The 25536-nt window shown below is 63.4% G+C and carries 29 protein-coding genes; 16 read left to right on the top strand and 13 right to left on the bottom strand.

Annotated features, from left to right (window positions below):
- Positions 1 to 121: 121 nt before the first annotated feature.
- Together AAFO90_RS20010 and AAFO90_RS20005 are read right to left on the bottom strand one after the other, a co-directional pair.
- Positions 122 to 655: a MarR family transcriptional regulator gene (locus AAFO90_RS20010; protein ID WP_347510519.1), complete on the bottom strand. Its 534-nt coding sequence runs from the start codon at positions 653 to 655 to the stop codon at positions 122 to 124.
- Positions 656 to 793: 138 nt separating this feature from the next.
- Positions 794 to 1270, bottom strand: a complete 477-nt coding sequence (locus AAFO90_RS20005; protein ID WP_065272451.1) for a YHS domain-containing (seleno)protein — start codon at positions 1268 to 1270, stop codon at positions 794 to 796.
- Between the two features lie 397 nt (positions 1271 to 1667).
- Here AAFO90_RS20005 and AAFO90_RS20000 point away from each other — a divergent pair, with 397 nt between their 5' ends.
- Complete coding sequence (locus tag AAFO90_RS20000) at positions 1668 to 2384, top strand: GGDEF domain-containing protein (RefSeq protein ID WP_274827559.1); 717 nt, start codon at positions 1668 to 1670, stop codon at positions 2382 to 2384.
- Between the two features lie 16 nt (positions 2385 to 2400).
- On the opposite strand, the gene plsY is transcribed toward AAFO90_RS20000, so the two are convergent.
- From plsY to AAFO90_RS19975, 5 genes are read right to left on the bottom strand one after another with little or no spacing between them, the layout of a single operon-like run.
- Positions 2401 to 3006 carry a glycerol-3-phosphate 1-O-acyltransferase PlsY gene (gene plsY / locus AAFO90_RS19995; RefSeq protein ID WP_347510518.1) on the bottom strand — a complete coding sequence of 202 codons (606 nt, stop codon included), beginning with the start codon at positions 3004 to 3006 and terminating at the stop codon, positions 2401 to 2403.
- Entirely contained in the window at positions 3006 to 4316 is a 1311-nt protein-coding gene (gene pyrC / locus AAFO90_RS19990; RefSeq protein WP_347510517.1) for a dihydroorotase, read from the bottom strand. Before pyrC ends, plsY begins: the two co-directional genes overlap by 1 nt.
- On the bottom strand, positions 4313 to 4708 hold the full coding sequence (locus AAFO90_RS19985; RefSeq protein ID WP_347510516.1) for a hypothetical protein: 396 nt from the start codon (positions 4706 to 4708) through the stop codon (positions 4313 to 4315). The genes pyrC and AAFO90_RS19985 overlap by 4 nt, the downstream gene beginning before the upstream one ends.
- Position 4709: 1 nt before the next feature.
- The gene (locus AAFO90_RS19980) at positions 4710 to 5243 is read right to left on the bottom strand and encodes a hypothetical protein (protein WP_274831447.1); all 534 of its coding nucleotides are present in this window, start codon (positions 5241 to 5243) and stop codon (positions 4710 to 4712) included.
- A gap of 5 nt (positions 5244 to 5248) precedes the next feature.
- On the bottom strand, positions 5249 to 6229 hold the full coding sequence (locus AAFO90_RS19975) for an aspartate carbamoyltransferase catalytic subunit (RefSeq protein ID WP_065272457.1): 981 nt from the start codon (positions 6227 to 6229) through the stop codon (positions 5249 to 5251).
- 164 nt (positions 6230 to 6393) lie between these two features.
- On the opposite strand from AAFO90_RS19975, the gene AAFO90_RS19970 reads away from it, so the two are divergent.
- From AAFO90_RS19970 to AAFO90_RS19945, 6 genes are all read left to right on the top strand, one after another.
- Positions 6394 to 7170: a uracil-DNA glycosylase gene (locus AAFO90_RS19970; RefSeq protein ID WP_347510515.1), complete on the top strand. Its 777-nt coding sequence runs from the start codon at positions 6394 to 6396 to the stop codon at positions 7168 to 7170.
- Between the two features lie 13 nt (positions 7171 to 7183).
- Positions 7184 to 7786: a metallophosphoesterase gene (locus AAFO90_RS19965; RefSeq protein WP_347510514.1), complete on the top strand. Its 603-nt coding sequence runs from the start codon at positions 7184 to 7186 to the stop codon at positions 7784 to 7786.
- Positions 7779 to 8399 carry a LysE family translocator gene (locus tag AAFO90_RS19960; protein ID WP_347510513.1) on the top strand — a complete coding sequence of 207 codons (621 nt, stop codon included), beginning with the start codon at positions 7779 to 7781 and terminating at the stop codon, positions 8397 to 8399. Before AAFO90_RS19965 ends, AAFO90_RS19960 begins: the two co-directional genes overlap by 8 nt.
- A 13-nt stretch (positions 8400 to 8412) precedes the next feature.
- On the top strand, positions 8413 to 8955 hold the full coding sequence (gene moaB / locus AAFO90_RS19955) for a molybdenum cofactor biosynthesis protein B (protein ID WP_065272461.1): 543 nt from the start codon (positions 8413 to 8415) through the stop codon (positions 8953 to 8955).
- A gap of 124 nt (positions 8956 to 9079) precedes the next feature.
- Positions 9080 to 10549, top strand: coding sequence for an efflux RND transporter periplasmic adaptor subunit (locus tag AAFO90_RS19950; protein ID WP_347510512.1), 1470 nt, complete (start codon positions 9080 to 9082; stop codon positions 10547 to 10549).
- A gap of 3 nt (positions 10550 to 10552) precedes the next feature.
- Positions 10553 to 13999 (top strand): efflux RND transporter permease subunit, encoded by a 3447-nt coding sequence (locus AAFO90_RS19945; protein ID WP_347510511.1) that lies wholly within the window; start codon positions 10553 to 10555, stop codon positions 13997 to 13999.
- Here the strand turns inward: AAFO90_RS19945 and AAFO90_RS19940 are convergent.
- Both AAFO90_RS19940 and AAFO90_RS19935 read right to left on the bottom strand, forming a co-directional pair.
- Entirely contained in the window at positions 13921 to 14385 is a 465-nt protein-coding gene (locus AAFO90_RS19940) for an NUDIX hydrolase (RefSeq protein WP_347510510.1), read from the bottom strand. The two genes, AAFO90_RS19945 and AAFO90_RS19940, sit on opposite strands and share 79 nt — an antisense overlap.
- On the bottom strand, positions 14382 to 15149 hold the full coding sequence (locus tag AAFO90_RS19935) for a protein-disulfide reductase DsbD domain-containing protein (RefSeq protein ID WP_274867118.1): 768 nt from the start codon (positions 15147 to 15149) through the stop codon (positions 14382 to 14384). Before AAFO90_RS19935 ends, AAFO90_RS19940 begins: the two co-directional genes overlap by 4 nt.
- 275 nt (positions 15150 to 15424) lie before the next feature.
- On the opposite strand from AAFO90_RS19935, the gene AAFO90_RS19930 reads away from it, so the two are divergent.
- Complete coding sequence (locus tag AAFO90_RS19930) at positions 15425 to 15979, top strand: YqgE/AlgH family protein (RefSeq protein WP_347510509.1); 555 nt, start codon at positions 15425 to 15427, stop codon at positions 15977 to 15979.
- A 76-nt stretch (positions 15980 to 16055) separates the two neighbouring features.
- Here AAFO90_RS19930 and AAFO90_RS19925 read toward each other — a convergent pair whose 3' ends face one another.
- On the bottom strand, positions 16056 to 16502 hold the full coding sequence (locus tag AAFO90_RS19925) for a DsrE family protein (protein WP_065272465.1): 447 nt from the start codon (positions 16500 to 16502) through the stop codon (positions 16056 to 16058).
- 118 nt (positions 16503 to 16620) lie between these two features.
- On the bottom strand, positions 16621 to 17586 hold the full coding sequence (locus AAFO90_RS19920; RefSeq protein WP_347510508.1) for an L-threonylcarbamoyladenylate synthase: 966 nt from the start codon (positions 17584 to 17586) through the stop codon (positions 16621 to 16623).
- A 155-nt stretch (positions 17587 to 17741) separates the two neighbouring features.
- On the opposite strand from AAFO90_RS19920, the gene AAFO90_RS19915 reads away from it, so the two are divergent.
- From AAFO90_RS19915 to AAFO90_RS19895, 5 genes are all read left to right on the top strand, one after another.
- Positions 17742 to 19445, top strand: coding sequence for an acyl-CoA dehydrogenase (locus AAFO90_RS19915; RefSeq protein WP_347510507.1), 1704 nt, complete (start codon positions 17742 to 17744; stop codon positions 19443 to 19445).
- Positions 19445 to 20491: an MBL fold metallo-hydrolase gene (locus tag AAFO90_RS19910; RefSeq protein WP_065272468.1), complete on the top strand. Its 1047-nt coding sequence runs from the start codon at positions 19445 to 19447 to the stop codon at positions 20489 to 20491. Before AAFO90_RS19915 ends, AAFO90_RS19910 begins: the two co-directional genes overlap by 1 nt.
- Positions 20492 to 20569: 78 nt before the next feature.
- The gene (locus AAFO90_RS19905) at positions 20570 to 21073 is read left to right on the top strand and encodes a DUF6173 family protein (protein WP_347510520.1); all 504 of its coding nucleotides are present in this window, start codon (positions 20570 to 20572) and stop codon (positions 21071 to 21073) included.
- A gap of 191 nt (positions 21074 to 21264) precedes the next feature.
- Positions 21265 to 21399 (top strand): aa3-type cytochrome c oxidase subunit IV, encoded by a 135-nt coding sequence (locus tag AAFO90_RS19900; protein WP_347510506.1) that lies wholly within the window; start codon positions 21265 to 21267, stop codon positions 21397 to 21399.
- A gap of 10 nt (positions 21400 to 21409) precedes the next feature.
- Positions 21410 to 22051, top strand: a complete 642-nt coding sequence (locus AAFO90_RS19895; RefSeq protein WP_347510505.1) for a hypothetical protein — start codon at positions 21410 to 21412, stop codon at positions 22049 to 22051.
- A gap of 59 nt (positions 22052 to 22110) precedes the next feature.
- Here the strand turns inward: AAFO90_RS19895 and AAFO90_RS19890 are convergent, their stop codons facing one another.
- Positions 22111 to 22458: an AzlD domain-containing protein gene (locus tag AAFO90_RS19890; protein WP_065272470.1), complete on the bottom strand. Its 348-nt coding sequence runs from the start codon at positions 22456 to 22458 to the stop codon at positions 22111 to 22113.
- The gene (locus AAFO90_RS19885) at positions 22455 to 23189 is read right to left on the bottom strand and encodes an AzlC family ABC transporter permease (RefSeq protein ID WP_274839407.1); all 735 of its coding nucleotides are present in this window, start codon (positions 23187 to 23189) and stop codon (positions 22455 to 22457) included. Before AAFO90_RS19885 ends, AAFO90_RS19890 begins: the two co-directional genes overlap by 4 nt.
- A 71-nt stretch (positions 23190 to 23260) precedes the next feature.
- On the opposite strand from AAFO90_RS19885, the gene AAFO90_RS19880 reads away from it, so the two are divergent.
- The 3 genes from AAFO90_RS19880 (at position 23261) to mobA (ending at position 25450) form a co-directional block, all read left to right on the top strand.
- Positions 23261 to 24142: a formate dehydrogenase accessory sulfurtransferase FdhD gene (locus AAFO90_RS19880; RefSeq protein ID WP_347510504.1), complete on the top strand. Its 882-nt coding sequence runs from the start codon at positions 23261 to 23263 to the stop codon at positions 24140 to 24142.
- A gap of 109 nt (positions 24143 to 24251) precedes the next feature.
- A complete protein-coding gene (locus AAFO90_RS19875) occupies positions 24252 to 24788 on the top strand; it encodes a YcxB family protein (protein ID WP_347510503.1) in 537 nt (178 codons plus the stop codon).
- Positions 24785 to 25450, top strand: coding sequence for a molybdenum cofactor guanylyltransferase MobA (gene mobA, locus AAFO90_RS19870; RefSeq protein WP_347510502.1), 666 nt, complete (start codon positions 24785 to 24787; stop codon positions 25448 to 25450). Before AAFO90_RS19875 ends, mobA begins: the two co-directional genes overlap by 4 nt.
- The last annotated feature ends 86 nt before the right edge of the window (positions 25451 to 25536 follow it).

The following is a 25536-nucleotide window of genomic DNA, read 5'->3' as shown; positions in this document are numbered from 1 at the left end:
GGCGCAAGGCGGACCCAGACCTCATCTGTCAACACAAACCGCTCTTCGTTCATTCAAACCTCCATTTTGGAAGCTTGAATCAGATTTCAGCCAGCTTGGGAATCCTGAATGTCCACAGACCCTAGTCGGATTTACCGCCGGGCAGGAAGCGCACCAGTTTCGATCCCATCTTCAGCACCGCCAGATGCACCGCGCGGGGCAGGCGGGAAAAGTCCATGTACCAGTCATCAAACATCTGCATCACGCGCAGGGTCTCGCCCATGCGCGCCTTGATGACCTTGGGGGTGTTGTCCTCTTCGGCCTCGGCCATGACCTCTTCGAGGGCGCGTAAGGTAGGGGCGAACTCGCGTTCACGGCGGGCGGCGATCACGGCATCCACCAGATCGAACATGTCGCGGATCGAGGTGAAATGATCGCGTCGGTCGCCCAGCTGGCGGGAGGCTTTGACCAGCCCTTGTGACTGTAGTTCCTTTAGCCCGTTGGATACGTTGGAGCGGGCAAGGTTCAGCGTGTCGCAAATTTCCTCGGCGGTCAGCGCATCGGGCGAGATATGCAAGAGCGCGTGGATCTGCGCAACAGACCGGTTCACGCCCCATTTGGAGCCCATTTCGCCCCAGTGGAGGATGAAGTTCTGCATGGCCGGGGTGAGGTTCATTCGAGTGATCCTGAAATTTCTGTAATTACAGAAATAACTGGATTGCGAGTCGAGTCAAGAAAAAACCGGCGGCAGGGGAATCCTGTCGCCGGGTAAAGCGTCCGTGAGTGAGGTCGCTTTTGCTAAGGCGTGGGAACCTTACTGGTTCTGCAGCTCAACCGGATCTTTGTGCTCGATGTCGCCCCAATTTGCGTCGGCTTTTTCGATGAAGCCTGCGACGTCACCTTCCCAGCGCTCCTGGATGTCGGTTGCCAGGTTCAGGTACAGTTTGTCGTCAACGATTTTCCACAGGGTCGGGTCGCCGTCGAATTTGAAGCCCATGGCCGCGCCGAATGCGCAGTATCCGCCGTACTCGGGCAGGTAGGCTTCAGGGTTCTTTTCAAATGCAACTTTGTTTTCTTCGGAAGCAAAGCGATACAGAGCGTCGTTGTGCAGCGCGGTGATTTTCCAGTTGCCGGGGGTCGGCTCACCAACGGTGAAATATGCAACCGGGTCGTAGCCTTGCAGGGCCAGGCCGGTCGAGGACGCGTTCAGTTCCACGCCTGCTGCCATCGCCGAAGTCGCCAGTGCAACGGACAGCGCGACACCGCTCACAATAGTCTTGAATTTGTTCATGGTTCCATCCTTTGGAATGCGGGCCGATGGCGAAATGCACCATGTGTCGGCCCTTGGGTCGATAGTCTGCGTGCAACCCTTTGCGGCTGTCACAGCACCCATGTGGAGGCAGAGGCGTTCACGTTCAAAACAACTCATAGTGACTGCGCTTGGTGGCACTTTTGGGTGTTCAGAACTGCACATCACAAGGCTGCGTGTTTTCTGTGATGGGGGTACGGCGCCTGCGGTCGCAGTGTCGAATGTTGCGCCGCACCGGCGCATTGCGAACAAAGGACAGGGAGCCTGACCGGATGAACAGGGTCTGACGCAAAAGAATGGTTAAAACTGCTTTTGCGCGGCAGGGAGCTTTAACCATTGCATGCTAGGAACCAGACCGCACATCCGATCAAGAGTCATCATGTTTAAAATTCGCTCCGAGGCCGACAAATGGAAATATGTCGTGGGCATTACCGGCATGGCCGTTTGCCTTTCGGTTCTGCTGACATGGCTGTTGCTGGGGGATGGGCTGTCGACCGATATGCTTCGGGCTTCGATTCTGGGGCCGCTGCTGATCGCGCCGCCTGCCTGCCTGATGTCGGCCAACCGCTCGCTTGAAATCCACCAGCTTAACAAACAGCTGGAGCATCTTTTGGCCCATGACCAGATGACCAACCTGCTCAGCCGCAGTCATTTCATGCGGCAGATGCATGAGATGCAGGGGGATCTACGGGGCAGTTTCCTGATGCTGGATATCGACCTGTTCAAGCAGGTGAACGATACCTATGGCCACCTTGTAGGGGATGAGGTGATCCGCCGCGTCGCCGCGGTGATTGAAGAACACGTGAAGCAGGACGGGCTGGCGGCGCGCTATGGCGGCGAGGAATTCGTGGTCTGCCTGCCGCAAAAGGATCTTGATGATGCCATGCAGCGCGCCGAGGACATCCGGCAGGCGGTGGAGCGGCAGACCGTCAAGGTGCTGGACAAAGAGCTGAACTGCACGATTTCCATCGGGCTTGGCTATGCCGATGGCCGCAACCCGGTGGAGGAGGTGCTGCGGCGCGCAGATGAGGCGCTTTATCTGGCCAAGCGTCAAGGTCGCAACCGCGTTGGGGCGCCGCTGCCGCTGGCCACATAGGCCGTGTGCGCCGGAGTTATTTCTGGCCGATCTTCGGTTCGGTTCCGGCGCGCAGGCGGGTGATATTTTCAGAATGGCGCCAGAAGACGATCACGGTCAGGGCAATGGTCAGCGCCACGATCTGCGGCACACCCAGCAGCAGCGCCCAAACCGGGGCAGCCAGCGCCGACAATAGCGCCGAAGCAGATGACATGCGGGTGATCGCAGCGCCCGCAAGCCAGGTCAGGCAGGCGGCAACGCCCACCGGCCAGGCCAGGGACAGCATCAGACCCAGGAAGGTCGCAACGCCCTTGCCACCCTTGAAGCCCAGCCAGACCGGGAAACAATGACCGAGGAAGGCCGCAAGACCGGCCAGTTGCGCCGCGTCCTCTCCAGCCAGCATCCGCGCCAGAATGACTGCGACCGCGCCCTTGCCGCCATCCAGGAGCAGCGTCAGCAAGGCCGCCAGTTTCGATCCGGTGCGCAGCACATTGGTGGTGCCGATATTGCCCGATCCGATGTCCCGCAGGTTGCCAAGGCCCATCAGCCGTGTCAGCACCAGACCAAAGGGAATTGACCCCAGCCCGTAACCCACAAGGGCCCAGAGCAGCATCATCAGGAACGGGGTGTCGAATGCAGGCATCAGTCTCTCCGGAAAACGGGCGCGCCGGCCACATAGGTTGCCAGCACTCTGCCCTGCATCCGCTGGCCGTCAAAGGGGGTATTCTGCGATTTCGATCTCAACGTAAAGCGGTCCAGCACAAAAGGCACATCCGCATCGAACAGGATCAGGTCCGCAGGTGCCCCGGCAGTGAGGCGTCCGCAAGCCAGACCTAGCCGTTTTGCCGGGTTCAGGGACATCGCCCGGAACAGGGTCGGCAGATCCAGTTGCTCGGCATGATACAGGCGCAGGGCTGCGGGCAGCAGGGTTTCCAGTGCGACGGCGCCGGCAGCGGCTTCTTCAAACGGCAGGCGTTTGCTTTCCTCATCCTGCGGCGTGTGCATCGAGGAAATCGTGTCGATCAGCCCGCTGCGCACCGCTTCGATCACCGCCAGCCGGTCTTCTTCCGCGCGCAGCGGCGGTTTCACCTTGAAGAAGGTGCGGTAGTCGGCCACGTCGAGCTCATTCAGGGTCAGGTGGTGGATCGAGGTGCCAGCCGTGATGTCCAGCCCATTGGCCTTGGCACGCTCCAATGCGGGCAGGGCGCGGGCGGTGGTGATCTGGTCGGCGTGATAGCGCGCGCCGGCCATCTCCAAGAGTGCGATATCCCGGTCCAGCCCCATGCGCTCCGCCATGGGAGAGACCGCAGGCAGGCCGCGTAGGGTGGCGAATTTGCTGCTGCTGGCGGCGGCGCCTGCGCTCAGAACTGGCTCCTGCGGATGCGCAATCACCAAGGCGCCGCAGCTCTTGGCATAGGCCAGCGCGCGGGAAAACACCTTGGTATTGGCCACCACGTGATCGCAGTCGGAAAAGGCGACGGCGCCCGCATCCTGCAGGAAACCGATCTCGGTCATTTCGCGCCCTTCGCGCCCCTTGGTCAGGGCGGCCATGGGCAGCACGTTGACCGGCGTGTCGGCTTGGGCGCGGCGGGTGACGAACTCTAGCGTTTCGGGGCTGTCGATTGCGGGATTGGTGTCCGGGCGGGTGATCATGGTGGTGACACCCCCCGCCGCCGCCGCAAGGCCGGCGGTCTTGTAGCTTTCCTTGTGCCGCTCACCCGGCTCGCACACCTTCACGCCAATATCGACGATACCGGGGGCGAGGCATTTACCACCGCAATCGACCACTTCGGCCTCTGTCGGGTCAATGTTTCGCGCGCGAAACAGGTGCTCTACCTGCGTACCCTCGGGCAGGATTTCGGTAATCTGACCGTCCGCGACAAGCACAGCGCCCGGCGCATCCGTTCCGGCCTCGGGGTCGATCAGTCGGGCATTGATGAACAGAGTGGTCATGCGCGGGCTCTTTCGATGGCTGAGAGGGGGGCGGCCGGATCGGCCTGATACTTGATAAGGTGCTTGTCACCGCCCCTGGTGATGATCTGGACGTAGCTGGCCATCGACCGGGCGGTCTCGATCTCACCCAGCGGCACGCGGCGTTCGCCGGGGCCAGTCAGAACGCCATCGGCGAGGCGCCAGACGACGGCCATTTCCTCGCTCGCCAGATACCAGCCGCGCAGGGCGATGGCAGCAAGCCCGCCGATGGCGCCGGTCCAGATATGCGGATTGCCTGCTGCCCAGAGGAGCCCCATGCCCGCCGCCATGGCAAAGGCCGCCATCCAGGCGTGGGCGCGGATATAGGCGCTGCGGTCGGGGGTGAAGTTGATCTCGCCGGTGTCCTGCTCCATGTCAGCGCACCAGCAGATAAAGTACGAGCCCGACCAACCCCATCACCACCGCAAAAAGCGTGGCGCCGATGCGGCGGGCCTCGGCGCGCGCTTTGCGCGGGGCCAGCTTCGGTGCGGAATAGGGTTTGGCGCTTTCGGTCTCAATCGGGGCGCCACTCCAGCTGGTGCCGGGCGTGCCGTAGGTGGCGACGGGCTGGATCTGCTCGGCGGGCGTCAGGCGCATCTCGCGTCCGCCAAAGGCGCGCGAGCGGATCACCATGACATGTCCTTCGAGCGCGGCAAGGCGCTCCCGGTCCGGGGCGATCTGCTCTTCCGGAACGCCCATGCCTTCGGTCAGGTAGCCTGCCAGGCCAAGCTCTTCGAGGTCGCTGACCGGGAAGATCTCGACCTGTTCCATATCCAGCGCATCAATCCCCAGCACCTGCGCCAGTGCGCCTGGCTCGCGCAGAAAGACGGCCTGTTCGGGGCGCATGTCGAGCTGGAACAGGCGGATCACGCCGTGTTCGCCCGCAGGGATATGAATGACACCCTCCACCGGGATCAGCCCGCCTCTGCGACGCGGTCGGCGCGCAGGTTGCGGGCCAGAAGATCCATTGCGGCCATGCGCACAGCGACGCCCATTTCCACCTGCTCCTGAATGACCGAGCGGTTGATGTCATCGGCGATGGTGCCGTCGATTTCGACACCGCGGTTCATCGGGCCGGGATGCATGACGATGGCGTCGGGTTTGGCCAGTGCCAGCTTTTCGGCATCAAGGCCGTAGCGGTGGTAGTATTCGCGTTCGGAGGGGATGAAACCGCCGTCCATGCGTTCCTTCTGCAGGCGCAGCATCATGACGACATCGACGCCCTCAAGCCCCTCGCGCATGTCATCATAGATCTCGGCGCCGAATTCGGCGAAATGGCCGGGCACCAGCGTTGGCGGCCCGATCAGGCGGATGCGGTTTTCCATCTTGCCCAAAAGGATCAGGTTTGAGCGCGCCACGCGGCTGTGGGCGATGTCGCCGCAGATCGCGATGTTGAGGCGATGCAGCCGTCCCTTGGCGCGGCGGATGGTCAGCGCATCCAGCAGCGCCTGCGTCGGGTGTTCGTGCCGCCCGTCGCCCGCGTTCAGCACCGCGCAGTTTACCTTTTGCGCCAAAAGGTCCACGGCGCCGGAATGGGGATGGCGCACCACCAACAGATCGGGATGCATCGCATTCAGCGTCATCGCTGTGTCGATCAGTGTCTCACCCTTTTTGATCGAGGACGCCTGCATCGCCATGTTCATCACATCCGCACCAAGCCGTTTGCCGGCCAGTTCGAAGCTGGCCTGTGTGCGGGTGGAGTTTTCAAAGAACATGTTGATCTGCGTCAGCCCCGCCAGCACGTCGGAATGTTTTTCCGGGCGGCGGTTCAGATCCACGTAGGTATCGGCCAGATCCAGGATCTCGGTGATCTCATGGGGCTTCAGATGCTCGATCCCCAACAGATGACGGGCTGCAAAACCGGGGCCGGTGGGGGGTGGGGAAACATGAGACATGAGGCAGGCTCCGCGCTGTTTGCGCGCCCTTATAGGCGCGGCGTCGCTGCCGGGCAAGGCACCGTGCTGCCGCTGCGGGGTGGTTTGGCTCAAAGGTGTTACCTCTTGTCCCGATGCGCAAGTCTCTGGTTCCGCTTGGCGCTGAGGCAGAGTAGCTTTGCGCCATGGAATCGGCATTGGATTATCACAGCGCCCGCGCCTTGCTCGCGTGGCAGATCGAACTGGGCGCAACCGAAGCCCTGTGCGAGACGCCCGTGAACCGCTACGAGCTGGAGCAGCAGGTGCCCAAACCCGCGCGCGGCGCGCAGCCTGATACGCCGCAGCCCGGACAGATCCAGCGCCTCCCCGAGGTGGACCCGGTCGAAGTCGCGCAAAAGGCCGCCGCAGCTGCGACCTCCCTGCCTGCCCTTCGCGAGGCGATGGGAGCCTTCGATCACTGCGAGCTGAAGCGCGGCGCCCGCAATCTGGTGTTCTGCGACGGTCAGGCCGGTTCCCGCGTGATGATCATCGGAGAGGCCCCGGGGCGCGACGAGGACCGCGAGGGGCGGCCTTTCGTGGGCCGTGCCGGGCAATTGCTGGACAAGATGCTGGGCGCCATCGATCTGGACCGCGAAAAGAACGTCTATATCACCAACGTGCTGCCCTGGCGCCCACCGCAGAACCGCGATCCGCTGCCTGCGGAAATGGCGATGATGGTGCCTTTCCTGAAACGCCACGTGGAGCTGGCCGAGCCGGAGGTGCTGGTGCTGATGGGCAATATCAGCTGTCAGGCGGTGCTGGGCAAACGTGGCATCACCCGGCTGCGCGGTCAGTGGGATCAGGTCTGGGGCAAGCCGGTGATCCCGATGTTCCACCCGGCCTACCTCTTGCGCCAGCCTGCGCAGAAACGCGCCGCCTGGGCCGACCTTCTGGAGCTGAAGGCGCGGCTCACCGCCCTTTGACGAGGCTTTACACATGAATATTCTTGCCTTTTCCGACCTGCATTTGGCCCGCGCCCGCGCTGCCGATCTGGTGGCGGCCAGCGCCGATGCAGATCTGGTGGTGGGTGCCGGTGATTTTTGCAACGGGCGGCAGGGGCTGGATCAGGCGATGGAGCTGCTTTCAGGTATTACCGCGCCGATGGTCATGGTCGCCGGCAATGCCGAAAGTGCCGAAGAGCTGCGCGCTGCTGCGCCCGGGCATGCCCATGTGCTCCATGGAAATGGTGTCACAATCGATGGCATTACCTTCTGGGGGTTGGGCGGCGGTGTGCCGGAAACACCCTTTGGCGCCTGGTCCTGGGATCTGTCCGAAGACGCAGCCGAGGACCTGCTCGCGCCCTGCACGCAGGCCGACATTCTGGTGACCCATTCGCCGCCCAAGGGGCTGGGCGATCTCACCTCCACCGGCCTGTCGGTCGGCTCCACAGCGATCCGCGCCGCGATTGAACGGCTGCAGCCGCATCTGGCCCTGTTCGGTCACGTGCACGAGGCCTGGGGCACGCGCGGGAAGATCGGGCAGACGGCCTGCGCCAACCTTGGTCCGACGGCCAGTTTTTTCGAGGTGAGCAATGATTGATCCGCTGACGCTTCTTGCCTTTGTGCCCGCGGCGCTGGCGCTGAACCTGACGCCGGGGGCGGATATGATGTTCTGCCTTGGGCAGGGGCTGCGCTCGGGGCGGCGCGCGGCGGTCGCGGCCAGCGCCGGGATCACGGCGGGGTGTTTCGTGCATGTGATCCTGGCTGGCCTCGGCCTTGGCGCGGCGGTTGCTGCGGTTCCGGGACTTTTCGATGTAATCCGTTGGGTCGGCGTGGCCTATCTGCTCTATCTCGCCTGGACCACCTTCCGCAGCGGTCCAGCCCCCGGCGATGCGCCTGCGGTGCCTGCGGCGCGGGCCTTTCGTTCCGGATTTCTGGTGAATCTCACCAACCCCAAGGTGATCCTTTTCGTCCTCGCCTTTATCCCGCAATTCGTGGTCCCCGAGGCAGGCCCGGTGCTGCTGCAGTTCCTGATCTTTGGCGCGGTCCTGTCGCTGGGCGGTTTCGTGATCAATGGGTTGGTCGGGATCTTTGCGGGGCAGGCCGGGCGGCGGCTGATCACCAACCCGGTGGCGGGGCGCTGGCTGGGGCGGATCTCTGGCGGTATTTTTGCCGGTCTCGCGCTGAGGCTGGCCATTCTGGAAAAAGCATAAGGCGTAGCAGACCATGTCGCGTATCGATGAGAGCAAAGATTTCATTCCCGTCCGCATTGCCATCCTGACCGTCTCGGACAGTCGCTCTCTGGAGGAGGACCGCTCCGGGCAGGTCCTGGTGGATCGGCTGACCGAGGCAGGGCATGTGCTGGCCGACAGGAAGATCCTGCCGGATGAGCGCAGCGAGATCGCCGATCAATTGCGCGCCTGGGTGGCGAACCCGGAGGTGGACGTCGTGATTTCCACCGGCGGCACCGGCCTTACGGGCCGCGATGTCACGGTCGAGGCGCACCGCGATGTCTATGAAAAGGAAATCGACGCCTTCGGTACCGTCTTCACCATCGTGTCGATGCAGAAGATCGGCACCTCGGCGGTGCAGTCACGGGCCACGGGCGGTGTTGCCGGGGGCACGTATCTGTTCGCGCTGCCGGGCAGCCCGGGCGCCTGCAAGGACGGCTGGGACGAAATCCTGGGCAGACAGCTCGATTTCCGCCACCGCCCCTGCAATTTCGTCGAGATAATGCCCCGTTTGGACGAACATCTGCGACGGAAGTGATCCGCGGCCGCGTGTAACCTCGTAACGGGTATGTTCAGTTGCTATCTTTTCAGGTGGGCGATTGCGCCTGCCCGGGTGTTTTGCGGGATCGAAGCGGCAACATCTGCCACCGGAAGGAATATGAATGCGGTTTTTGCGGCATAGTTTGACGGGTCTGTTTCTGACGGCGGCGATGCTGGGTCTGCTGCTCTACGCGGGCTGGCTGGTGATGGGCGCGGTGCAGGCGCGGCTCAATGCCGAACCGCGCACGCCGCCTGCGCGCGAACGGATCTTTGCGGTGCGGGTGGTGTCGGCCGATGTACAGACCATCGCGCCAGAGCTGACCGCCTTTGGCCGCATCGACAGCCGCCGGACGCTGGAGTTGCGCACCGCGTTGGCCGGTCGGGTCATTCACCTGTCCGAGAATTTCGAAGAGGGGGGCCGCGTCGTGCAAGGCGCGTTGCTGGTGCAGATCGATCCTGCCGATGCGCAGGCGGCACTGGACCGGGCCGAGGCCGACATGATGGATGCCCGCGCCGAAGAGCGTGATGCGGGACGGGCCTTGATCCTGGCCAATGATGAGCTCGAAGCTGCGCAGGATCAGGCGGAATTGCGCGGCAAGGCCTATCAGCGGCAGCTGGATCTTGAGGAACGAGGTGTCGGTACCACGGCAACGGTGGAAACCGCAGCGCTGGCGGCAGCGCAGGCACGGCAGGCGGTGATTTCCCGCAGGCAGGCGATTTCGCAGGCCGAGGCCCGGGTGGATCAGGCCAAGACGCGGGTGGCCCGCGCCGAGATTGCGCTGGAAACCGCACAGCGCAATCTGGAAGATACCACGATTTCGGCCGCCTTCAGTGGTACCTTGCAGGCGGTCAGCCTGGTCGAAGGGCGTCTCGTCTCGGCCAATGAAAAACTCGCCGAACTCGTGGACGCGGACCGGCTGGAGGTCGCTTTCCGGGTTTCGACCCTGCAATACGCCCGCCTGCTGGATGATGCCGGGCACCTGATCGAGGCCCCGGTGCGGGTGATGCTGGATGCTGCCGGGGCCGCGCTGTCGGCCACCGGGCAGCTGTCGCGGGTCAGCGGCGCCGCCGGGGACGGGCAGACCGGCCGTCTGGTCTATGCGCGCCTTGATGCGGCGCCAGGGTTCAAACCGGGGGATTTTGTGACCGTTTCGGTGACCGAACCGCCGGTGGAGAATGTCGTGCGGGTGCCTGCCTCGGCGCTGGGCAGCGATGGCCAGGTGCTGGTGCTGGGCGCCGAAGACCGGCTGGAGGCGCTGCCGGTGGAACTGGTGCGCAGGCAGGGCGATGCGGTTCTGATCCGGGGCGAAGGCCTGGCAGGGCGCGAGATCGTCACTGGGCGCACGCCCCTTCTGGGCGCGGGTATCCGGGTACGGCCCCTGCGGATCGACGCCAAGGCTGAGATGGTTCCCGAAGCCGCAGGGCCCGAGCTGATAGAGCTGACCGAGGATCGCCGCGCCCGTCTTGTCGCCCTTGTCGAAGGCAACGCGCGGATGCCGGAAGAGGCTCGCAAACGGGTGCTGGCGCAGCTATCGGAAACGGCGGTGCCTGCGCAACTGGTCAACCGTATCGAAGCCCGCAAGGGAGGCTGATCCATGCGCGATCTGTCCCGGCCCGCTGGCGGCCTGCTAAGCTACTTCACCCGTCACCGGACGGCGGCCAACCTTCTGTTGGTGATCCTGTTGGTGCTGGGCGCGGCGGCGATCCCCAACATGCGGGCGCAGTTTTTTCCCGATGTGATCGTGGAAAACGTCACCGTCCGGGTGCAATGGGATGGTGCCGGCCCTGAGGACGTGGACAGCGCCATCGTGCAGGCGCTGGAACCGGCCCTTCTGGCGGTGGACGGGGTCGAGGAAACCAGCGCCATCTCCCGCGAGGGGCTGGGCACCATCACGCTGGAGTTCGAACCGGGCTGGGATATGTCACGCGCCTCGGATGATGTGCAGACAGCGGTCAGCCTGGTCACCACTCTGCCGGAAGAGGCGGAAGAGCCCACTGTCAAACGCGGTGCCTGGCGCGATCGGGTGACCGACGTGGTGATCACCGGTGATATCGGCCCCGAGCAATTGGGGCTCTTTGCGGATGAGCTGGTCGTGCGCTTGTTCGACGTCGGGGTCACCCGTACCACCATCCGCGGTGTTGCTGCGCCGGAAACCATCGTTGAAGTGCCCTCGTCTGCGCTGATCACTTATGATGTCAGCATGGCGGAAATAGCTGCCGCCATCGCCGCCGAGGTCGATGCCGATCCGGCGGGCGATGTCACCGGCGCGAATACCCGCGTGCGCACCGGCAGCGAGAAACGCACGCCGGACGAGCTGGCCGGAATCGTCCTGCGCACCAATGCGGACGGATCGGCGCTGACCATTGGCGATGTGGCAACGATCCGGGTCGAAGGTGTCGACCGCAGCCGTTCCTATTTCGTGGGGGAGCACCCGGCGATGTCGGTGCGGGTCGACCGCTCGGATCAGGGCGATGCCATCGGCATCCAGCACAAGGTTGAAAAGGTCGTCGACGAATTGCAGCTGAGCCTGCCGCAGGGGGTCACCGCCGGTTTGATCCGCACCCGGGCCGAGGCGATCTCGGACCGGCTCAACATTCTTGTGGACAACGGGCTGATGGGGCTTGGGCTGGTGTTGATCCTGCTGTTCCTGTTCCTCAATGTGCGCATCGCCTTCTGGGTGGCGGCAGGCATTCCGGCAGCGATGTTTGCTGCCGTGGCGCTGATGTACGCGGCGGGGCTGACCATCAACATGGTCTCACTTTTTGGTCTGATCATCACCCTGGGGATCGTGGTCGATGATGCCATCGTGGTGGGCGAACATGCCGATTTCCGGGTTCGGCGGCTGGGCGAGACGCCGATGCAGGCGGCCGAGAACGCGGCCCGGCGCATGGCTCTGCCGGTGTTTGCTGCAACCCTGACTACGATCATCGCCTTTTTTGGGCTGGTTATCATCGGCGGGCGCTTTGGCGATCTGATCCGGGATATTCCCTTTACGGTCATCATGGTGCTGGCGGCCTCATTGGCGGAATGCTTCCTGATCCTGCCGAACCACATGGCCCATGCCCTGACGCACGCGCAGCAGCGGCACTGGTACGACTGGCCCAACCGGGCGGTAAACCGGGGTTTTCGCTGGGTCCGGGATGTGCTGTTCCGCCCGCTGATGGCGCTGGTGGTGCGCGCGCGTTACGTGGTGCTGGCAGGCGCGGCGGTCATTCTAGCCAGCCAGCTGGCGCTGTTCATTGGCGGCGATGTCAAATGGCGGTTCTTCAATGCGCCGGAGCGCGGTTCGATCACCGGCAATTTCGCCATGGCCGAGGGGGCGACCCGCGAAGACACGCTGGAGATGATGCGCGAGATGCAGCGCGCGACCGAGGCGCTGGGCGCGGAATACGCTGAACGCTATGGCGAAAACCCGCTGGACTTCGTCATGGCAGAAATCGGCGGCAATGCCGGGCGCGGTCTGTCAGGTGTCGAGGCCAAGGACGCTGACCTGCTGGGCGGCATCTCGATCGAGCTGATCGACGCGGATAAACGCGATTATTCCAGCTTTGCCTTTGTCGCGGAGCTACAGCAGCGCGTGGTGCGCCATCCACTGGCAGAGACCGTTTCCTTCCGCAGCTGGCGGTCGGGGCCGGGCGGCGATGCGATGGATGTGCAGTTCTACGGTGCCGATGTGCAGACGCTGAAGGCGGCCTCGGAGGATCTGAAAACCGCCGTCCTGCGTTACCCCGAGGTGTCCGCGGTGGAGGACAACCTCGCCTATGACAAGGAAGAGGTCATTCTGGATCTGACCCCGCAGGGGCAGGCGCTGAACTTTACCATCGACAGTCTGGGCCGGGCACTGCGGGCGCGGCTCAACGGGATCGAGGCAGCGACCTATCCGGACGGACCGCGCAGCGCCACCATCCGGGTCGAACTGCCCGAGGGAGAGCTGACGGCGGACTTCCTGGAGCGTACCCTGATGCGGGCGCCGGGCGGCAGCTATGTGCCGCTGGCCGATATCGTTTCGGTCAGCCAACGCAGCGGGTTTTCCACCGTGCGGCGCGAAAACGGCATCCGGGTGATCAGCGTTACCGGCGATATCTCGGAGGACGATCCCGCCCGCGCCGAGGCGGTGATCACCGCGCTGCAGGAGGAGATCCTGCCGACAATCGCCAGCGAGCGTCAGGTGGAATGGCGTCTTGCGGGCCTCAGCGAGCAGGAGGACACTTTCCTGTCCGAGGCGGGCACCGGTCTGATCCTGTGCCTGACCGGCATCTACCTGGTGCTGGCCTGGATCTTTGCCAGCTGGACGCGGCCCATCGTGGTGATGGCGATCATTCCCTTCGGCCTCGTCGGGACGATCTGGGGGCATTACATCTGGGAGGTGCCGCTCAGCATGTTCACGGTGGTGGGGCTTCTGGGCATGACCGGGATCATCATCAACGATTCCATCGTGCTGGTCACAACCATCGACGAATACGCGGCTGAGCGCGGGCTGGTGCCTTCGATCATCGACGGGGCCGCGGATCGTTTGCGTCCGGTGATGTTGACGACGCTGACCACGGTGCTGGGGCTTGCGCCCTTGATGTACGAAAGCTCGCAGCAGGCGCAGTTCCTGAAACCGACGGTGATCACGCTGGTCTACGGGCTTGGTTTTGGCATGTTCCTGGTGCTTCTGGTGGTTCCCGCACTGGTTGCGGTGCAGCGGGACGCGGCGCGGCCCATCACATCGCTGCGCCGGGCCCTGCGGTCCGGTCAGCGCGCCCATACCCGGGTTTTGCGCTGGCTGATCGCCGGATCGGCTTTGGTACAGCTCGGCTGGCTGGTGCTGACGCTGGGCTGGGCCATGGCCACCGGCGCGCTGCATCCGGCCCTGCGTGGGGGGCCTATGGCCTCGGATACCGGGCTGGCCACGATGGAGCCGGTGCGGGCGGGGCTCATCCTGTTCCTGCTGGGGGCCGTGGTGTTCGGGCTGCTGACCTATGTGATCGGGGCGCTGTCCCACGGGCTGCGGTCGCGCCAGCGCGACCGGGCCAAGAGCGCGACCTCGGCCACCTGATCGATCAGCTCCAGCCCGCTGCGGGGCAGATCGTCCACTGCCACCCATTTGGCCTGCAGCGCATCGTCATCGGGGGTTGGGGCGCCGCTGACATAATCGCAGAGCACGGCGGTCAGCAGGTAGTGGTGCGCAACCGCCTTGTCCGGGCCGGGCAGGATCACGTCGACATTGGTCAGATAGCCCCGCGGACGGGCAAGGACGCCGGTTTCCTCGTGCAATTCACGCGCGGCGGCCTCCAGCGCGGTTTCGCCCCATTCCACATGACCGCCGGGAAAGCCCCACCAGCCTGCGTTGGGCGGATTGCGGCGTTGGATCAGGATCACGCTGTCCTGTCCGGCTACGGTCTGGCAGACCACTGCCAGCGCGCCCAGAACCGGGCGGCTCATCCGGCGTCGCAGCCTTTGATATCCACCGAATGGCTGCGCCCCAGCACGGTAATGCGCAGTTTCGACCGGTCAATGGAGGTCGGGCTGTTGCTGGTTGCGGGCATGAACTCGGTCCGTGCCAGCAGAATACCGCCGCGCCGTTCGGTGCTGGTTTCCCCGGCCATCAGATGCGGTGTGCCCGGTTCGATCACCGCGACTTCCTCGCCGCCGGCGCTGGGCATGGTGATCTGCGCTTCGACGCGCATACCGTAATTGCCGGGGGACAGGCTGCAGATCGCCGAGGAGACGCCTGCCTCCTGCGCCGAATAGGGGCGCGAGGCCAGCGCCGCGATGATCGCCGGGTTGCGGCCTGCCTCGGGGTCTGGCCGGTGATCAAAGGACAGCTCGGATGGCACGCAGACGTCCTTGCAGACGCCCAGTTCCATGCGTCCCTTGATGCGGACGGGTTTGGCAGGATTCGCGGGGGTGATCTCGATCGGAAGCACCAGCTGATCGTGATAGCCGATGGTGCGGTAGCCGGAGGTCATGAAGACTTCGGGGGCGGGCCATGTCATCGACACGTCGCCAATGTTGCGCGATCCACGCCAGGAAAATCTGGGCGGAATGCCGGCATCCCCGGGCGCCCGCCAGTAGGTTTTCCAGCCGCTGTCGAGCGTCAGCCGCAGCGCGCCCATATAGGTGCCCCGTTTCGTCATCCCGCCATCGAGGATCTCGATCTGCACCGGATCGGGCGATGCGCCCGCCTGCACAGTCGCAACCGGCATCAGCACAAGAACGGCACCGGCCGCCACGGCGGATTTCAGACGGGCCAGCCCGAACACAGATCGGGACACAGGGCGAGAGGAGGGGCGTTTATGTCTCATACACCAATAAATGCGCATTCCGGCTGCAAATGCCAAGTCACGTTCCGGTCAGACTTCGTCAGATCTGGCTGCTTCAGTGTCGCAGGGGACCAGCCCTTGCACCTCTGGGCGTGGGGCTGCATGCTGGTCGCATGCGGTCTGGTCCGATGGGCCAAGCAGACAGAAAGACAGGCGATATGGATCTGACAGGTAAACTCTTGATTGCCATGCCGGGAATCGGCGATCCGCGGTTCGAACATGCGGTGGTGTTCCTGTGCTCTCACAGTGATGAGGGGGCGATGGGACTGATCGTGAACAAGACGGCGCCGGGCGTGCAGCTGGGCAGTCTGCTGGAACAGCTGGAGATCGAGGCAAACACCGATGTTGCATCTCTGCCTGTCCGTTTCGGTGGTCCGGTCGAGACCCAGCGCGGCTTCGTTTTGCATTCGGACGATTATCATTCGCGGGTCAATTCTCTGGATGTTCCGGGCGGTTTTGCAATGACCGCGACGTTGGACATTCTGGAAGACATTGCCGAAGGCAGCGGGCCAGAGAAGATGTTCGTGATGCTGGGCTATGCTGGCTGGGGGCCGGGGCAGCTGGAAAGCGAAATCGTCGCCAATGGCTGGCTGACGGCCGAGGCCAGCGCCGAGCTGTTGTTCGAGATGGACGATCTGGAAAAATGGGGCGCGGCGTTGAAAACGTTGGGCGTGGACCCGGTGTCGCTGTCCTCAAGCGCCGGAACTGCCTGACCCCACACGGTCAGTGCGGCCAGTTACGCAGGGACGGGTCGCCCCTGCGTGTTATTGTCTGTCAGGTCTGCGCCAATTAGGGCCGGACGTAAGAGAACCCTTGTTCCTGCAGTTCCACCAGCCGGACCACACCGGAAGGCACGATCGAGGCTTCCTCGAGCAGGGCAACTTCCTTGCCTGCCTTCTCGCTCATCTTGCGGTGGGTGTTGCCGCAGGCCGAAAAGGACAGTTTGTCGTTCTCAAGGCTCATGGTTGCAATGCGGTCCGCGACCGGGCTTTTCCCCGGAATCAGCATGTGCAGGCCGGGGCCGTAGGCGACAACTTCCACAACCGCCGTGTCCCCTTGCGCCTCGTAATAGCGGGTCAGGTTCTGCACGTTGTTGAGCGCCATGTTCATGACCTTGGGGTCATTCTGATTGACGTGAACGGCGATGTGATGCGTGGCGCCTTCGGCAAGGGCTGCGGTGGTCCAGCCTGCGCACAGGCTTGTGGCTACAGCGGCCGCTGTCAGTAAATGTTTCATGATGTTCCTCCCTAGTAGGAGGTCAGGATAGCCCGGTATCCTGTTTATGCATAGAGACTAGCGAATATATGAATAATTGATGGGGTTTTGGCGGATCTGGCTGGCCGTTCGGGCCGGGTCAGTGCGCGGAACTGTCGTCCCGGGGCGCGGCGGCCCGGCGCAAACGGTCGTTGATCGCGCTGCCAAGGCCATGTTCGGGGATGGGCGCGACAGCAATCGGCTGACCGATTGCATCAAGCCGGTGCAGGTGTTCGAACAGATTGGCGGCGGCTTCGGCTAGATCGCCGACCGCTGACAGGTTCAGATCACAGTCCATGGAGCCAAAGCCGAGCAGCAGCTCGCCCTCACCGGCTTTTGTCGCGTTCAGGCGGACGCGGGCATTGGGCGCGTAGTGGGACAGCAGCTGCCCCGGCGCCGACAGGGGATCGGCTGCGTCGCGGTCGGTCAACGACGTACCGAGGGTTGCCTCAATATCCTCGGCTGCCAGTCCGCCGGGGCGCAGCAGCATGGGGTCTGGTCCGCTGAGGCCAACGATGGTGGATTCCACTCCTACGCCGCAGGGACCATCGTCCACGACGGCAGCGATCCTGCCGTTCAGCCCGGCCAGCACATGCGCGGCCGTAGTGGGGCTGATCCGTCCCGACGGGTTGGCCGAGGGCGCTGCCACCGGTCCGTCCACGAGGCGTAGCAGCCGCAGGGCGGTGGGATGGGCCGGAACCCGAACTGCCAGTGTTTGAAGTCCCGCGGTCACCAGTCCGGAAACGCCGTGGCCCTCGCGCAGTGGCAAGACCAGGGTCAGCGGCCCGGGCCAGAAGGCCGCTGCCAGCCGTTCGGCCAAATCGTTCCACTGCACCAGCTGCTGCGCCGCCGCGACGGAATGTACATGGGCAATCAGCGGGTTAAAGCTGGGCCGCCCCTTGGCTGCATAGACCGAAGCCACCGCCGTGCCGTTGCGGGCGTCGGCGCCCAGGCCGTAGACCGTCTCGGTCGGAAAGGACACCAGCTGCCCCGCCTTCAGAAGATCGGCGGCGCGGCTCAGATCAGCATCCGAGGTCCCCAGAATTTCGGTGGTCAGGCTGGACATGGCGGGTGACGCGGCGTTTTGGTTGATTGAAAAGGTCGAGAGGATAGGTAATCGGACAGGCCGCGAGATATAAAGGGCCTCGTAAGCAATGCCAAGACTGGGTAAAAGACTAGCCCAGACACGAGAGAGCCCCACAGGACGCCAAGAGGACGCCAATGACCTTCCGTTCCCCCGTTTCCGAGTATGAGTTCATGCTCAAGCACATCGTCGGTTTTGAGGATGTGTCCGCAACCGACCTGTTTGCCGAGGCTTCGGACGACATGGTGACGGCGATTCTGACCGAAGCGGGCAAGATGTGCGACGAGGTGATGGCACCGCTGGAGCGTCCGGGGGATCTGAACCCGGCCTATCTGGAAAACGGCGTTGTGCGTACTTCGCCCGGCTTTGCCGATGGCTGGCGTGCCATCGCCGAGGGAGGCTGGCTCGGGATGAGCGCACCGCAGGAGCACGGTGGCATGGGGCTGCCTATGACGATCACCTCGGCGGTCAATGAAATGATGTCCGGCGCCTGCCTGTCGTTGCAGCTGGCCCCGCTGATGAGCCAGGGCCAGATCGAGGCGCTGGATCACCACGCCAGCGACGCGCTAAAAGAGCTATACCTGCCGAAGCTGATTTCGGGCGAATGGACCGGCACCATGAACCTGACCGAGCCGCAGGCCGGATCGGACGTGGGCGCGCTCAGTTCCAAGGCCGTGCCGAATGGCGATGGCACCTATGCCGTCACCGGGCAGAAGATCTATATCACTTGGGGCGACAACGATTTCGCAGACAACGTCTGCCATCTGGTGCTGGCGCGGCTGCCCGACGGGGTGCCGGGCACCAAGGGGATCTCGCTGTTCCTGGTTCCCAAGTTCCTGCCGGATGACAATGGCAACCCCGGCAAGGCCAACAGTCTCAAGGTGGTGAGCCTCGAACACAAGCTGGGCCTGCACGGCAGCCCGACCTGCGTCATGCAATATGATGGCGCCACCGGCTGGCTGGTGGGCGCCGAACATGGCGGTATGGCGGCCATGTTCACCATGATGAACAACGCGCGTCTGGGTGTCGGCGGTCAGGGCGTCGGCATTGCCGAAGCCGCCTATCAGAAGGCGCTCTCCTATGCGCTGGAGCGCAAGCAGGGCAAGACGCCGTCGGGCGGCATTGTTGACCACGCGGATGTGCGCCGGATGCTGATGGAGATGAAGGCGGATCTCTTTGCCTCCCGTGCGATTCTGCTGGCCTGCGCTCAGGCCATCGACATGTCCACCGCCACCGGAGAGTCGGATTGCAAGACCCGCGCCGCCTTTCTGACCCCGATTGCCAAGGCATTTGGCACCGACACCGGCATTCGCGTCGCAGATATCGGCCTGCAGGTGCATGGTGGCATGGGCTTCATCGAGGAAACCGGCGCCGCGCAATTCTGCCGCGATGTGCGCGTGACCTCGATCTACGAAGGCACTAACGGCATTCAGGCGATGGATCTTGTTGCCCGCAAGATGATGGATGGCGGCGAGATGGCCAACCGTCTGATGGATGAGATCGAAGAGCTGGCCGAACGCGCCCGTCCGACCCACCCCAATATGGCCGAAGCCGTCTGGCAGGCCTGCGAAAGCCTGCGCGAAGCGACCGACTGGCTGGTGGGGCAGGGTGATCTGCAGAACCGCTTCGCCGGGGCGGTGCCCTATCTGCGGGCCTTTGCCCGTGTTCTGGGGGGGCATTACCACCTGATGGCGGCCTTGGCTGACAAGGGCGGCCCGCGCGAAAAACTGGCGCGGTTCTACATCAAGCGGATGCTGCCCGAGCATGTCGGCCTGCTGCAGCACGCGCAGGAAGGTATCGAGGGTGCCATGGCGCTGACACTGGACGAGCTGGCCAGCTGATGGCCTCCGTTCCCGAAGTCGGCCCGCGTACCCCCTGGGAAGAACCGCCCGCGCTGGGCGAGGTGATCGAGGTCGCCGAAGGCGTCCTGTGGATGCGCCAGCCGCTGCCGATGAAGCTGGACCACGTCAACGTCTACGCGCTTGACGAGGGCGATAGCTGGACGGTGATCGACACCGGGTTCAACACCCGCAAGAGCCGCGAACTGTGGCAAAGCCTGATGGCAGGCCCGCTGAAGGGCAAACCCATCAGCCGTGTCGTCGCCACCCACCATCACCCGGATCACATCGGTCTGGCGGGCTGGTTCCAGTCCGAATACGGCGCCGAGCTGGTCACCACCCGTACTGCCTGGCTGTTCGCCCGCATGCTGACGCTGGATGTGCAGGAAACCTGGCCCGAGGAAACGCTGGCCTATTACCGCAGCGCGGGCATGGACAAGGAAATCTATGACCAGCGGGTTGCGGACCGGCCGTTCAATTTTGCCGATACCGTCTATCCGATGCCGCTGGGCTTTACCCGGGTGCAGCAGGGCGATGTGTTCCGCATGGGCGGGCGCGACTGGGATGTGCACATGGGCAACGGCCACGCGCCGGAACATGCCACCTTCTGGAGTCGTGACGACAATCTGGTGATCACCGGGGATCAGATTCTCTCGTCGATCAGCCCCAATATCGGCGTCTATGCCACCGAACCGATGGCGGACCCCTTGGGCGAATGGCTGGAGGCCTGCGAACGTCTGGCGCCGCTGGCACGGCATGATCATCTGGCCCTTGGGGGTCACAAGCTGCCGTTCTCGCGTCTGCCGCTGCGGATGCGGCAGCTGATCGACAACCACCACGGCGCGCTGGACCGGCTGATGGACCATCTCGACAGCCCGCGCACCGCGGCTGAGTGTTTTTCGCCGCTGTTCAAACGCGCCATCGGGCCGGGTGAGTACGGGCTGGCGCTGGTCGAGGCGGTGGCCCATGTCAATCACCTCTTCCATCTGGGGCGGGTCACACGCGAACAGCGCCAAGACGGCGCCTGGCTGTATCAACGCAAAGACTGACGGGGTGGCGCCAGGGCGCTACGCCGGGAAAGGCGGGCACAGATGAGTGACAAGACACGCAAACCGGGCGCTTCGGCCATTCACGACAGTATCGATACCAGCGCCGAGGCTGTCGAAGCGGCGATCCTGCCGCAGGTGCACGAGGTGCATTGTGACCCGAAGCCGGGCCAGAGCAGCCCGACCCTGCCCAAGGCGATGCAGAAACCGGCAGAAGAGAAAAGCCCGGCCCGCTGGGCCTATGAGCGGATGATTCTCTACATCAAGAACTTCGAGGAGCAGCTCGACAGCGCCCATGAGGTCGCGATGGGGTTTGCCGGTGGCGACGCCGGTGTCATGCGGATCGAGGGCATGGGCTATTTCGACCCTGATATCGTGACTTTCTACGGGTCGGATAACTCTGGTGCCCGCACGCAGCTGGTCCAGCATGTGACGCAGCTCAATGTGATGCTGCGGGCCCTGCCCAAGGCGCAGCCGGAAACCCCGGCCACGCGGATCGGATTTCGTCTGGCGAAGGATCTGGAACCTGATCCGGCCCCGGACGCGGAGCCTGATATCGTGGCAGAAGCAGAGCCGGATAGCTGAGAGATCCGCTGAGGACCGGCTGCGCGATTCGGCGGTGTGGTGCGGGACGACACGCATGTTGGGGCGAGACAGCTGTGCAAACAGGCCGCAGGCCTTGGGTTTTTCGCCTTGCTGCGCTGCATTGACGTCGTGACAGCGCGCGGGAAATCCAGTAATCAGCAGGAAATCGAACGCGAATAGGACATTTAGACATGGCTGAGCACAAACACGGAACCATGGACATCTCGGTTCAGGAAAAAACCTTTGCGGGCTTTGTGACCTTCTCGGTGCGCTTCTGCATCGCTGTGGCGATTTTTGCGGTCTTCCTGGCCGTCTTCGCGACCTGATCTTCGGGCCATGTCCGTGGGCCGTTTGCTGCTGCGCCTGACGCTATGTGCGTCGGTTGCAGGGGGAGCTTTTGCGCTGTCGGGCTGCGCGTCGCAGCCGCAGCCCAATGCAGATGATGCAACGCTGGAACGTGTTGCGTATCGCGCCGAGGGCGCCCCATCCCTGACCCTTTATACCATGGTCAACAACCGGACCGGACAGGGCGGGCATACCTCGCTGATGGTCAATGCCTCGGAGCGGGTCATCTTTGATCCCGCCGGGTCGTTCTACGCAGACCGCGTGCCCGAACGGGACGATGTGCTTTACGGCATCACGCCCGCTGTTGAGCAAGCCTATCGCGGCTCGCACGCCCGCAGCACCCATCACGTGATGGTGCAGGAGGTCGCGGTGACGCCGGAACAGGCGCAACGCGCCTATGAACTGGTTGTCAGCAATGGCCGCGTGCCCGGCGCCTATTGCGCCAATGCCACCGCTTCGGTGTTGAAACAGGTGCCCGGTTTCGAGGATATCAAGGTTACCTTTTATCCGGTGAAGCTGGCCGACCAATTCGAACAGCGGCCCGGTGTGAAAACCACCCGTTATTACGAGAACGACAGCGCCGACCTTCAGGAAGGGCTTGCGCGCAACAATGCGATCCTGAACGGAGAATAACGCGGCGCATCCTCAGTAACTGCGCCGCGGCGATTGGCCTGCAACTGAACGCGCGCGCCTTAACCCGATACGTAGAGCAGCAGCACGAAGGACCCAGCGCCGGTCCCCATGGCCAAGAGCACGTTCTTGGTCAGATATCCGACTGCCAGCGTCAGCGCCGCCACCGCGACATGCGGCAGGCTTGGGGTGCCGCCGGTCGGAGCGGGCCAGGCCACCAGCGGCGCCACCAGCGCCGGAATGATGGCAACAGCGGTATAGCGCAGGTGGCGCATCAGCCAGTCCGGCATGGCGCGCCCGCCGACAATCCCGATAAAGGCGAAACGCAGGGCAAAACTGCCAACAGCCAGTCCGATGATGGCCGTCCACAGGATCACGGGGTCGATCAGGGCGGGGGCAGTGCTGGTCATTGCGCGGTCTCCTCTTGGCTGCGGCGCAGCCGGTTTTCCAGCCAGACCTCTGTCTGGGCGCCAGCCATCATGCCAGCCAACCCGGCGACGATCAGACCCAGGTTATAGGGCAGGGCCGCAGCAGGCAGCGCAGTCGCGACAGCGACGAAACAGGCCACTACATGCGCGGGTGTGCGCAGCATCGGGCCGATCATCGCCAGAAAGGCCAGTGGCAGCACAAAGTCGAGGCCCCAACTGTCCGGGACCTGCGCGCCGATCATGGCGCCGGTAAAGGTCGCGATCATCCAGCCCGGTGCCACCAACCCGTTGGTGCCAAAGAAATACGCCATGCGTTCCGGCACGGTCATTTCAGGCTCGGTTTCGAATTGTACGATCGACAGGGCATAGGATTGATCGACGGTGAAATAGGCGGCAATCGCCCGCTGCCACAGCGGCGCCGATCCCAGATAGGGCGTCAGTGAGGCCGAATACATCGCCACCCGCAGGTTCACCGCAAGCGCCGAAATCAGCACGATGAGAATCGGTGCGTTCTCCTGCATCAGTTGCAGGGCGGTGAACTGTGCCGATCCTGCAAACACCGCGAGCGAGAAGGTCAGCGCCTCGGGGACAATGAGTCCCGCTTCAGCGGCCAGAACACCAAACAACAGGCCAAAAGGTCCTGACACCAGAAGAAATGGCGCGCCATCGCGGACGCCCTTCCAAAAGGCTGATTTGGGTGTGGTGATCGCCATTCGCACGTCCTAAATTGAGACGCAGCCCCGGGCTGCCACATTGGCCTAAGGGGGATTGGGGAGGTTTGCAATTGGCAAAAGCCGAAGATCACGCAGAGTATATCATCGCGCCTGCGCCGCAGAACGCACGGCTGACCCGTGCGGTGACGGGTGTCGATCACACCGGCGCCCAAAGCGAGATTTCCGTAGTCGAGGAACGCCCGCTGACCATTTATCTCAACCGGCAGGAGATCGTCACCGCCATGACAATCGGGGATTATCCCGAGTATCTGGCGCTTGGTTTTTTGCGCAATCAGGGCATGCTGCGTAACGACGATGTGATCACTGGCGTCGATTACGACGAAGAGCTGGAAACCGCTGTGGTGCGCACCGAGGTCGAGACTTCCTACGAGGAAAAGCTGCAGAAAAAGACCCGCACTTCGGGCTGCGCCGTGGGCACCGTCTTTGGCGACATGATGGAGGGGCTGGAGGATGTGCGCCTGCCCGCAACGCCGGTGCGTACCTCCTGGCTTTATGCGCTGGCGCATAAGATCAACCGCACGCCGTCGCTTTACCTTGAGGCCGGTGCGATCCACGGCACGGTGCTGTGCCACCGGGACCGCCCGCTGGTCTATATGGAGGATGTCGGTCGCCACAACGCGGTGGACAAGATCGCAGGCTGGATGCTGTCCACGGGCAGCGATCCGGCGGATAAGATCCTTTACACCACCGGGCGGCTGACCTCTGAAATGGTGATCAAGACGGCGATGATGGGCATTCCGGTGCTGGTCTCCCGCTCCGGTTTCACCGCCTGGGGGGTCGAGATCGCCCGCGAGGTTGGCCTGACCCTGATTGGCCGGATGCGCGGCCAGCGGTTCATTTGCCTGTCGGGCGATGATCGGTTGGAACGGGACGTGGACCCCGCATCGATGCCGCAAGAAGACAAGAAACATCGCAGGAAGAGCGCGGGATGATGTCAGCTACTCGTCATTGCCCGGCAAAGCCGGGCAGCGCCCAACCCGCCCCCCACGGGGCGGGCGCTTCGCACCCTCCCCGCCGGGTCGGACGCTGGGGGAGTGTGGCATGAGCAAGATAGAATTGAGTTTTTCGCTGATGCAGAAAGAGGCGCGCGAGGGCATTGTCTTGAATGCCCGCGGGAAAGCATCGGCAACACGATCGGGGATTGTTTGGCGTTATGGCAAACAGTTAGTGCTGGGTGTAGGTCTGATCGCGGTAGCGGTCATTTTGGGCCAATTGTTTGATCACCCGGATGCTATACCGGAAATGTTCAGCATGTGGCTTGGCGCTGCCGCGATAACGTCACTCTGGCAATTCCGATGGTCGAATGGGATCAGAGAAACTGCGGCAAAGATGGCGCGATTTTCAGAAGAATTTGGCCCCTCGATTGCGGTATTCGATCAGGGTGGGGTTGTTTTGAGCAGCAAAACTGGAACCGCCACAATTCCATGGCGGGCCGTTGGAACCATTCGAACAACAAAACACGTGACGATTCTGACGTTTGGGTCGCAAATCCTGGTGGTGCCACATCGAGTTCTTCCACCAGGGCTGACGCCTATGGATTTCGACATTCAGCTTGAAGACTGGAAGGCAGCCGCATGAAACTTCTCGGCGTCATTCTCGCAGGTGGTCTGGCCACCCGCATGGGCGGTGGCGACAAGGGGCTGCTGAACATCGGCGGGCAAAGCCTTCTGTCCCGCGTGATCGATCGGCTGTCGCCGCAGGTGGCGGGTCTCGCCCTCAACGCCAATGGGGATGCTGCGCGCTTTGCCGATCTTGGCCTGCCGGTAGTCGCCGACAGTATCGAAGGCTTTGCCGGGCCGCTGGCTGGCGTGCTCGCGGGGCTGGACTGGGCCTCCGAGCAAGGCGCCGAAGCAATCGTGACGGCGGCTGCCGACACGCCTTTCTTCCCTATCGATCTGGCGGCGCGGCTGATGGAGGCCTCCGAAGGGCAGACCCATCCCTTAGTGCTGGCGACAACGCCGCGCACGGGCGATGAACTGAAATCCGGCGGGCGCAGCAAGGTGAACCGCCATCCCACCTTCGGCCTTTGGCCCGTGGCGCTGCGCGATGATCTGCGCGCGGCCCTTAATGATGGTCTGCGCAAGGTGGTCCTGTGGACCGATGCCCACGGCGGGCGTGAAGCGCTGTTTGAGGCCGATCCCTTTGATCCATTTTTTAACGTCAACACGCCCGAGGATCTGGCGCGTGCAGAGAGATTGCTATACCCGGAGTCACTGAAGACCCGAGATCTGAAGGGTTGACGTGCAAGAAGGTCGCGATTCAAGTAACGGCATGATCCGTCCCGGTTTTCTTACCTCTTCAGAGCGGCGTGAGCTTGTCGCTTGCG

The organism is Phaeobacter sp. CAU 1743 (assembly GCF_039839315.1).
Taxonomy (GTDB): Bacteria; Pseudomonadota; Alphaproteobacteria; order Rhodobacterales; family Rhodobacteraceae; genus Phycobacter; species Phycobacter gallaeciensis_A.
This window is presented reverse-complemented; position numbering and strand designations above follow the sequence as displayed.

Excerpts from the sequence above, each read along its gene's own strand:
- AAFO90_RS20005 (WP_065272451.1), bottom strand. The coding sequence starts at position 1,270 with ATGAACAAATTCAAGACTATTGTGAGCGGTGTCGCGCTGTCCGTTGCA.
- pyrC (WP_347510517.1), bottom strand. The coding sequence starts at position 4,316 with ATGACCACTCTGTTCATCAATGCCCGACTGATCGACCCCGAGGCCGGA.
- AAFO90_RS19950 (WP_347510512.1), top strand. The coding sequence starts at position 9,080 with ATGCGGTTTTTGCGGCATAGTTTGACGGGTCTGTTTCTGACGGCGGCG.
- AAFO90_RS19985 (WP_347510516.1), bottom strand. The coding sequence starts at position 4,708 with ATGGAGCAGGACACCGGCGAGATCAACTTCACCCCCGACCGCAGCGCC.
- AAFO90_RS19960 (WP_347510513.1), top strand. The coding sequence starts at position 7,779 with ATGATTGATCCGCTGACGCTTCTTGCCTTTGTGCCCGCGGCGCTGGCG.
- AAFO90_RS19920 (WP_347510508.1), bottom strand. The coding sequence starts at position 17,586 with ATGTCCAGCCTGACCACCGAAATTCTGGGGACCTCGGATGCTGATCTG.
- plsY (WP_347510518.1), bottom strand. The coding sequence starts at position 3,006 with ATGCCTGCATTCGACACCCCGTTCCTGATGATGCTGCTCTGGGCCCTT.
- AAFO90_RS19965 (WP_347510514.1), top strand. The coding sequence starts at position 7,184 with ATGAATATTCTTGCCTTTTCCGACCTGCATTTGGCCCGCGCCCGCGCT.
- AAFO90_RS19930 (WP_347510509.1), top strand. The coding sequence starts at position 15,425 with ATGGATCTGACAGGTAAACTCTTGATTGCCATGCCGGGAATCGGCGAT.
- AAFO90_RS19885 (WP_274839407.1), bottom strand. The coding sequence starts at position 23,189 with ATGGCGATCACCACACCCAAATCAGCCTTTTGGAAGGGCGTCCGCGAT.
- AAFO90_RS19875 (WP_347510503.1), top strand. The coding sequence starts at position 24,252 with ATGAGCAAGATAGAATTGAGTTTTTCGCTGATGCAGAAAGAGGCGCGC.
- AAFO90_RS19935 (WP_274867118.1), bottom strand. The coding sequence starts at position 15,149 with ATGCCGGTTGCGACTGTGCAGGCGGGCGCATCGCCCGATCCGGTGCAG.
- AAFO90_RS19975 (WP_065272457.1), bottom strand. The coding sequence starts at position 6,229 with ATGTCTCATGTTTCCCCACCCCCCACCGGCCCCGGTTTTGCAGCCCGT.
- AAFO90_RS19945 (WP_347510511.1), top strand. The coding sequence starts at position 10,553 with ATGCGCGATCTGTCCCGGCCCGCTGGCGGCCTGCTAAGCTACTTCACC.
- AAFO90_RS19925 (WP_065272465.1), bottom strand. The coding sequence starts at position 16,502 with ATGAAACATTTACTGACAGCGGCCGCTGTAGCCACAAGCCTGTGCGCA.
- AAFO90_RS19890 (WP_065272470.1), bottom strand. The coding sequence starts at position 22,458 with ATGACCAGCACTGCCCCCGCCCTGATCGACCCCGTGATCCTGTGGACG.
- AAFO90_RS19900 (WP_347510506.1), top strand. The coding sequence starts at position 21,265 with ATGGCTGAGCACAAACACGGAACCATGGACATCTCGGTTCAGGAAAAA.
- AAFO90_RS19970 (WP_347510515.1), top strand. The coding sequence starts at position 6,394 with ATGGAATCGGCATTGGATTATCACAGCGCCCGCGCCTTGCTCGCGTGG.
- mobA (WP_347510502.1), top strand. The coding sequence starts at position 24,785 with ATGAAACTTCTCGGCGTCATTCTCGCAGGTGGTCTGGCCACCCGCATG.
- moaB (WP_065272461.1), top strand. The coding sequence starts at position 8,413 with ATGTCGCGTATCGATGAGAGCAAAGATTTCATTCCCGTCCGCATTGCC.
- AAFO90_RS20010 (WP_347510519.1), bottom strand. The coding sequence starts at position 655 with ATGAACCTCACCCCGGCCATGCAGAACTTCATCCTCCACTGGGGCGAA.
- AAFO90_RS19910 (WP_065272468.1), top strand. The coding sequence starts at position 19,445 with ATGGCCTCCGTTCCCGAAGTCGGCCCGCGTACCCCCTGGGAAGAACCG.
- AAFO90_RS20000 (WP_274827559.1), top strand. The coding sequence starts at position 1,668 with ATGTTTAAAATTCGCTCCGAGGCCGACAAATGGAAATATGTCGTGGGC.
- AAFO90_RS19915 (WP_347510507.1), top strand. The coding sequence starts at position 17,742 with ATGACCTTCCGTTCCCCCGTTTCCGAGTATGAGTTCATGCTCAAGCAC.
- AAFO90_RS19940 (WP_347510510.1), bottom strand. The coding sequence starts at position 14,385 with ATGAGCCGCCCGGTTCTGGGCGCGCTGGCAGTGGTCTGCCAGACCGTA.
- AAFO90_RS19895 (WP_347510505.1), top strand. The coding sequence starts at position 21,410 with ATGTCCGTGGGCCGTTTGCTGCTGCGCCTGACGCTATGTGCGTCGGTT.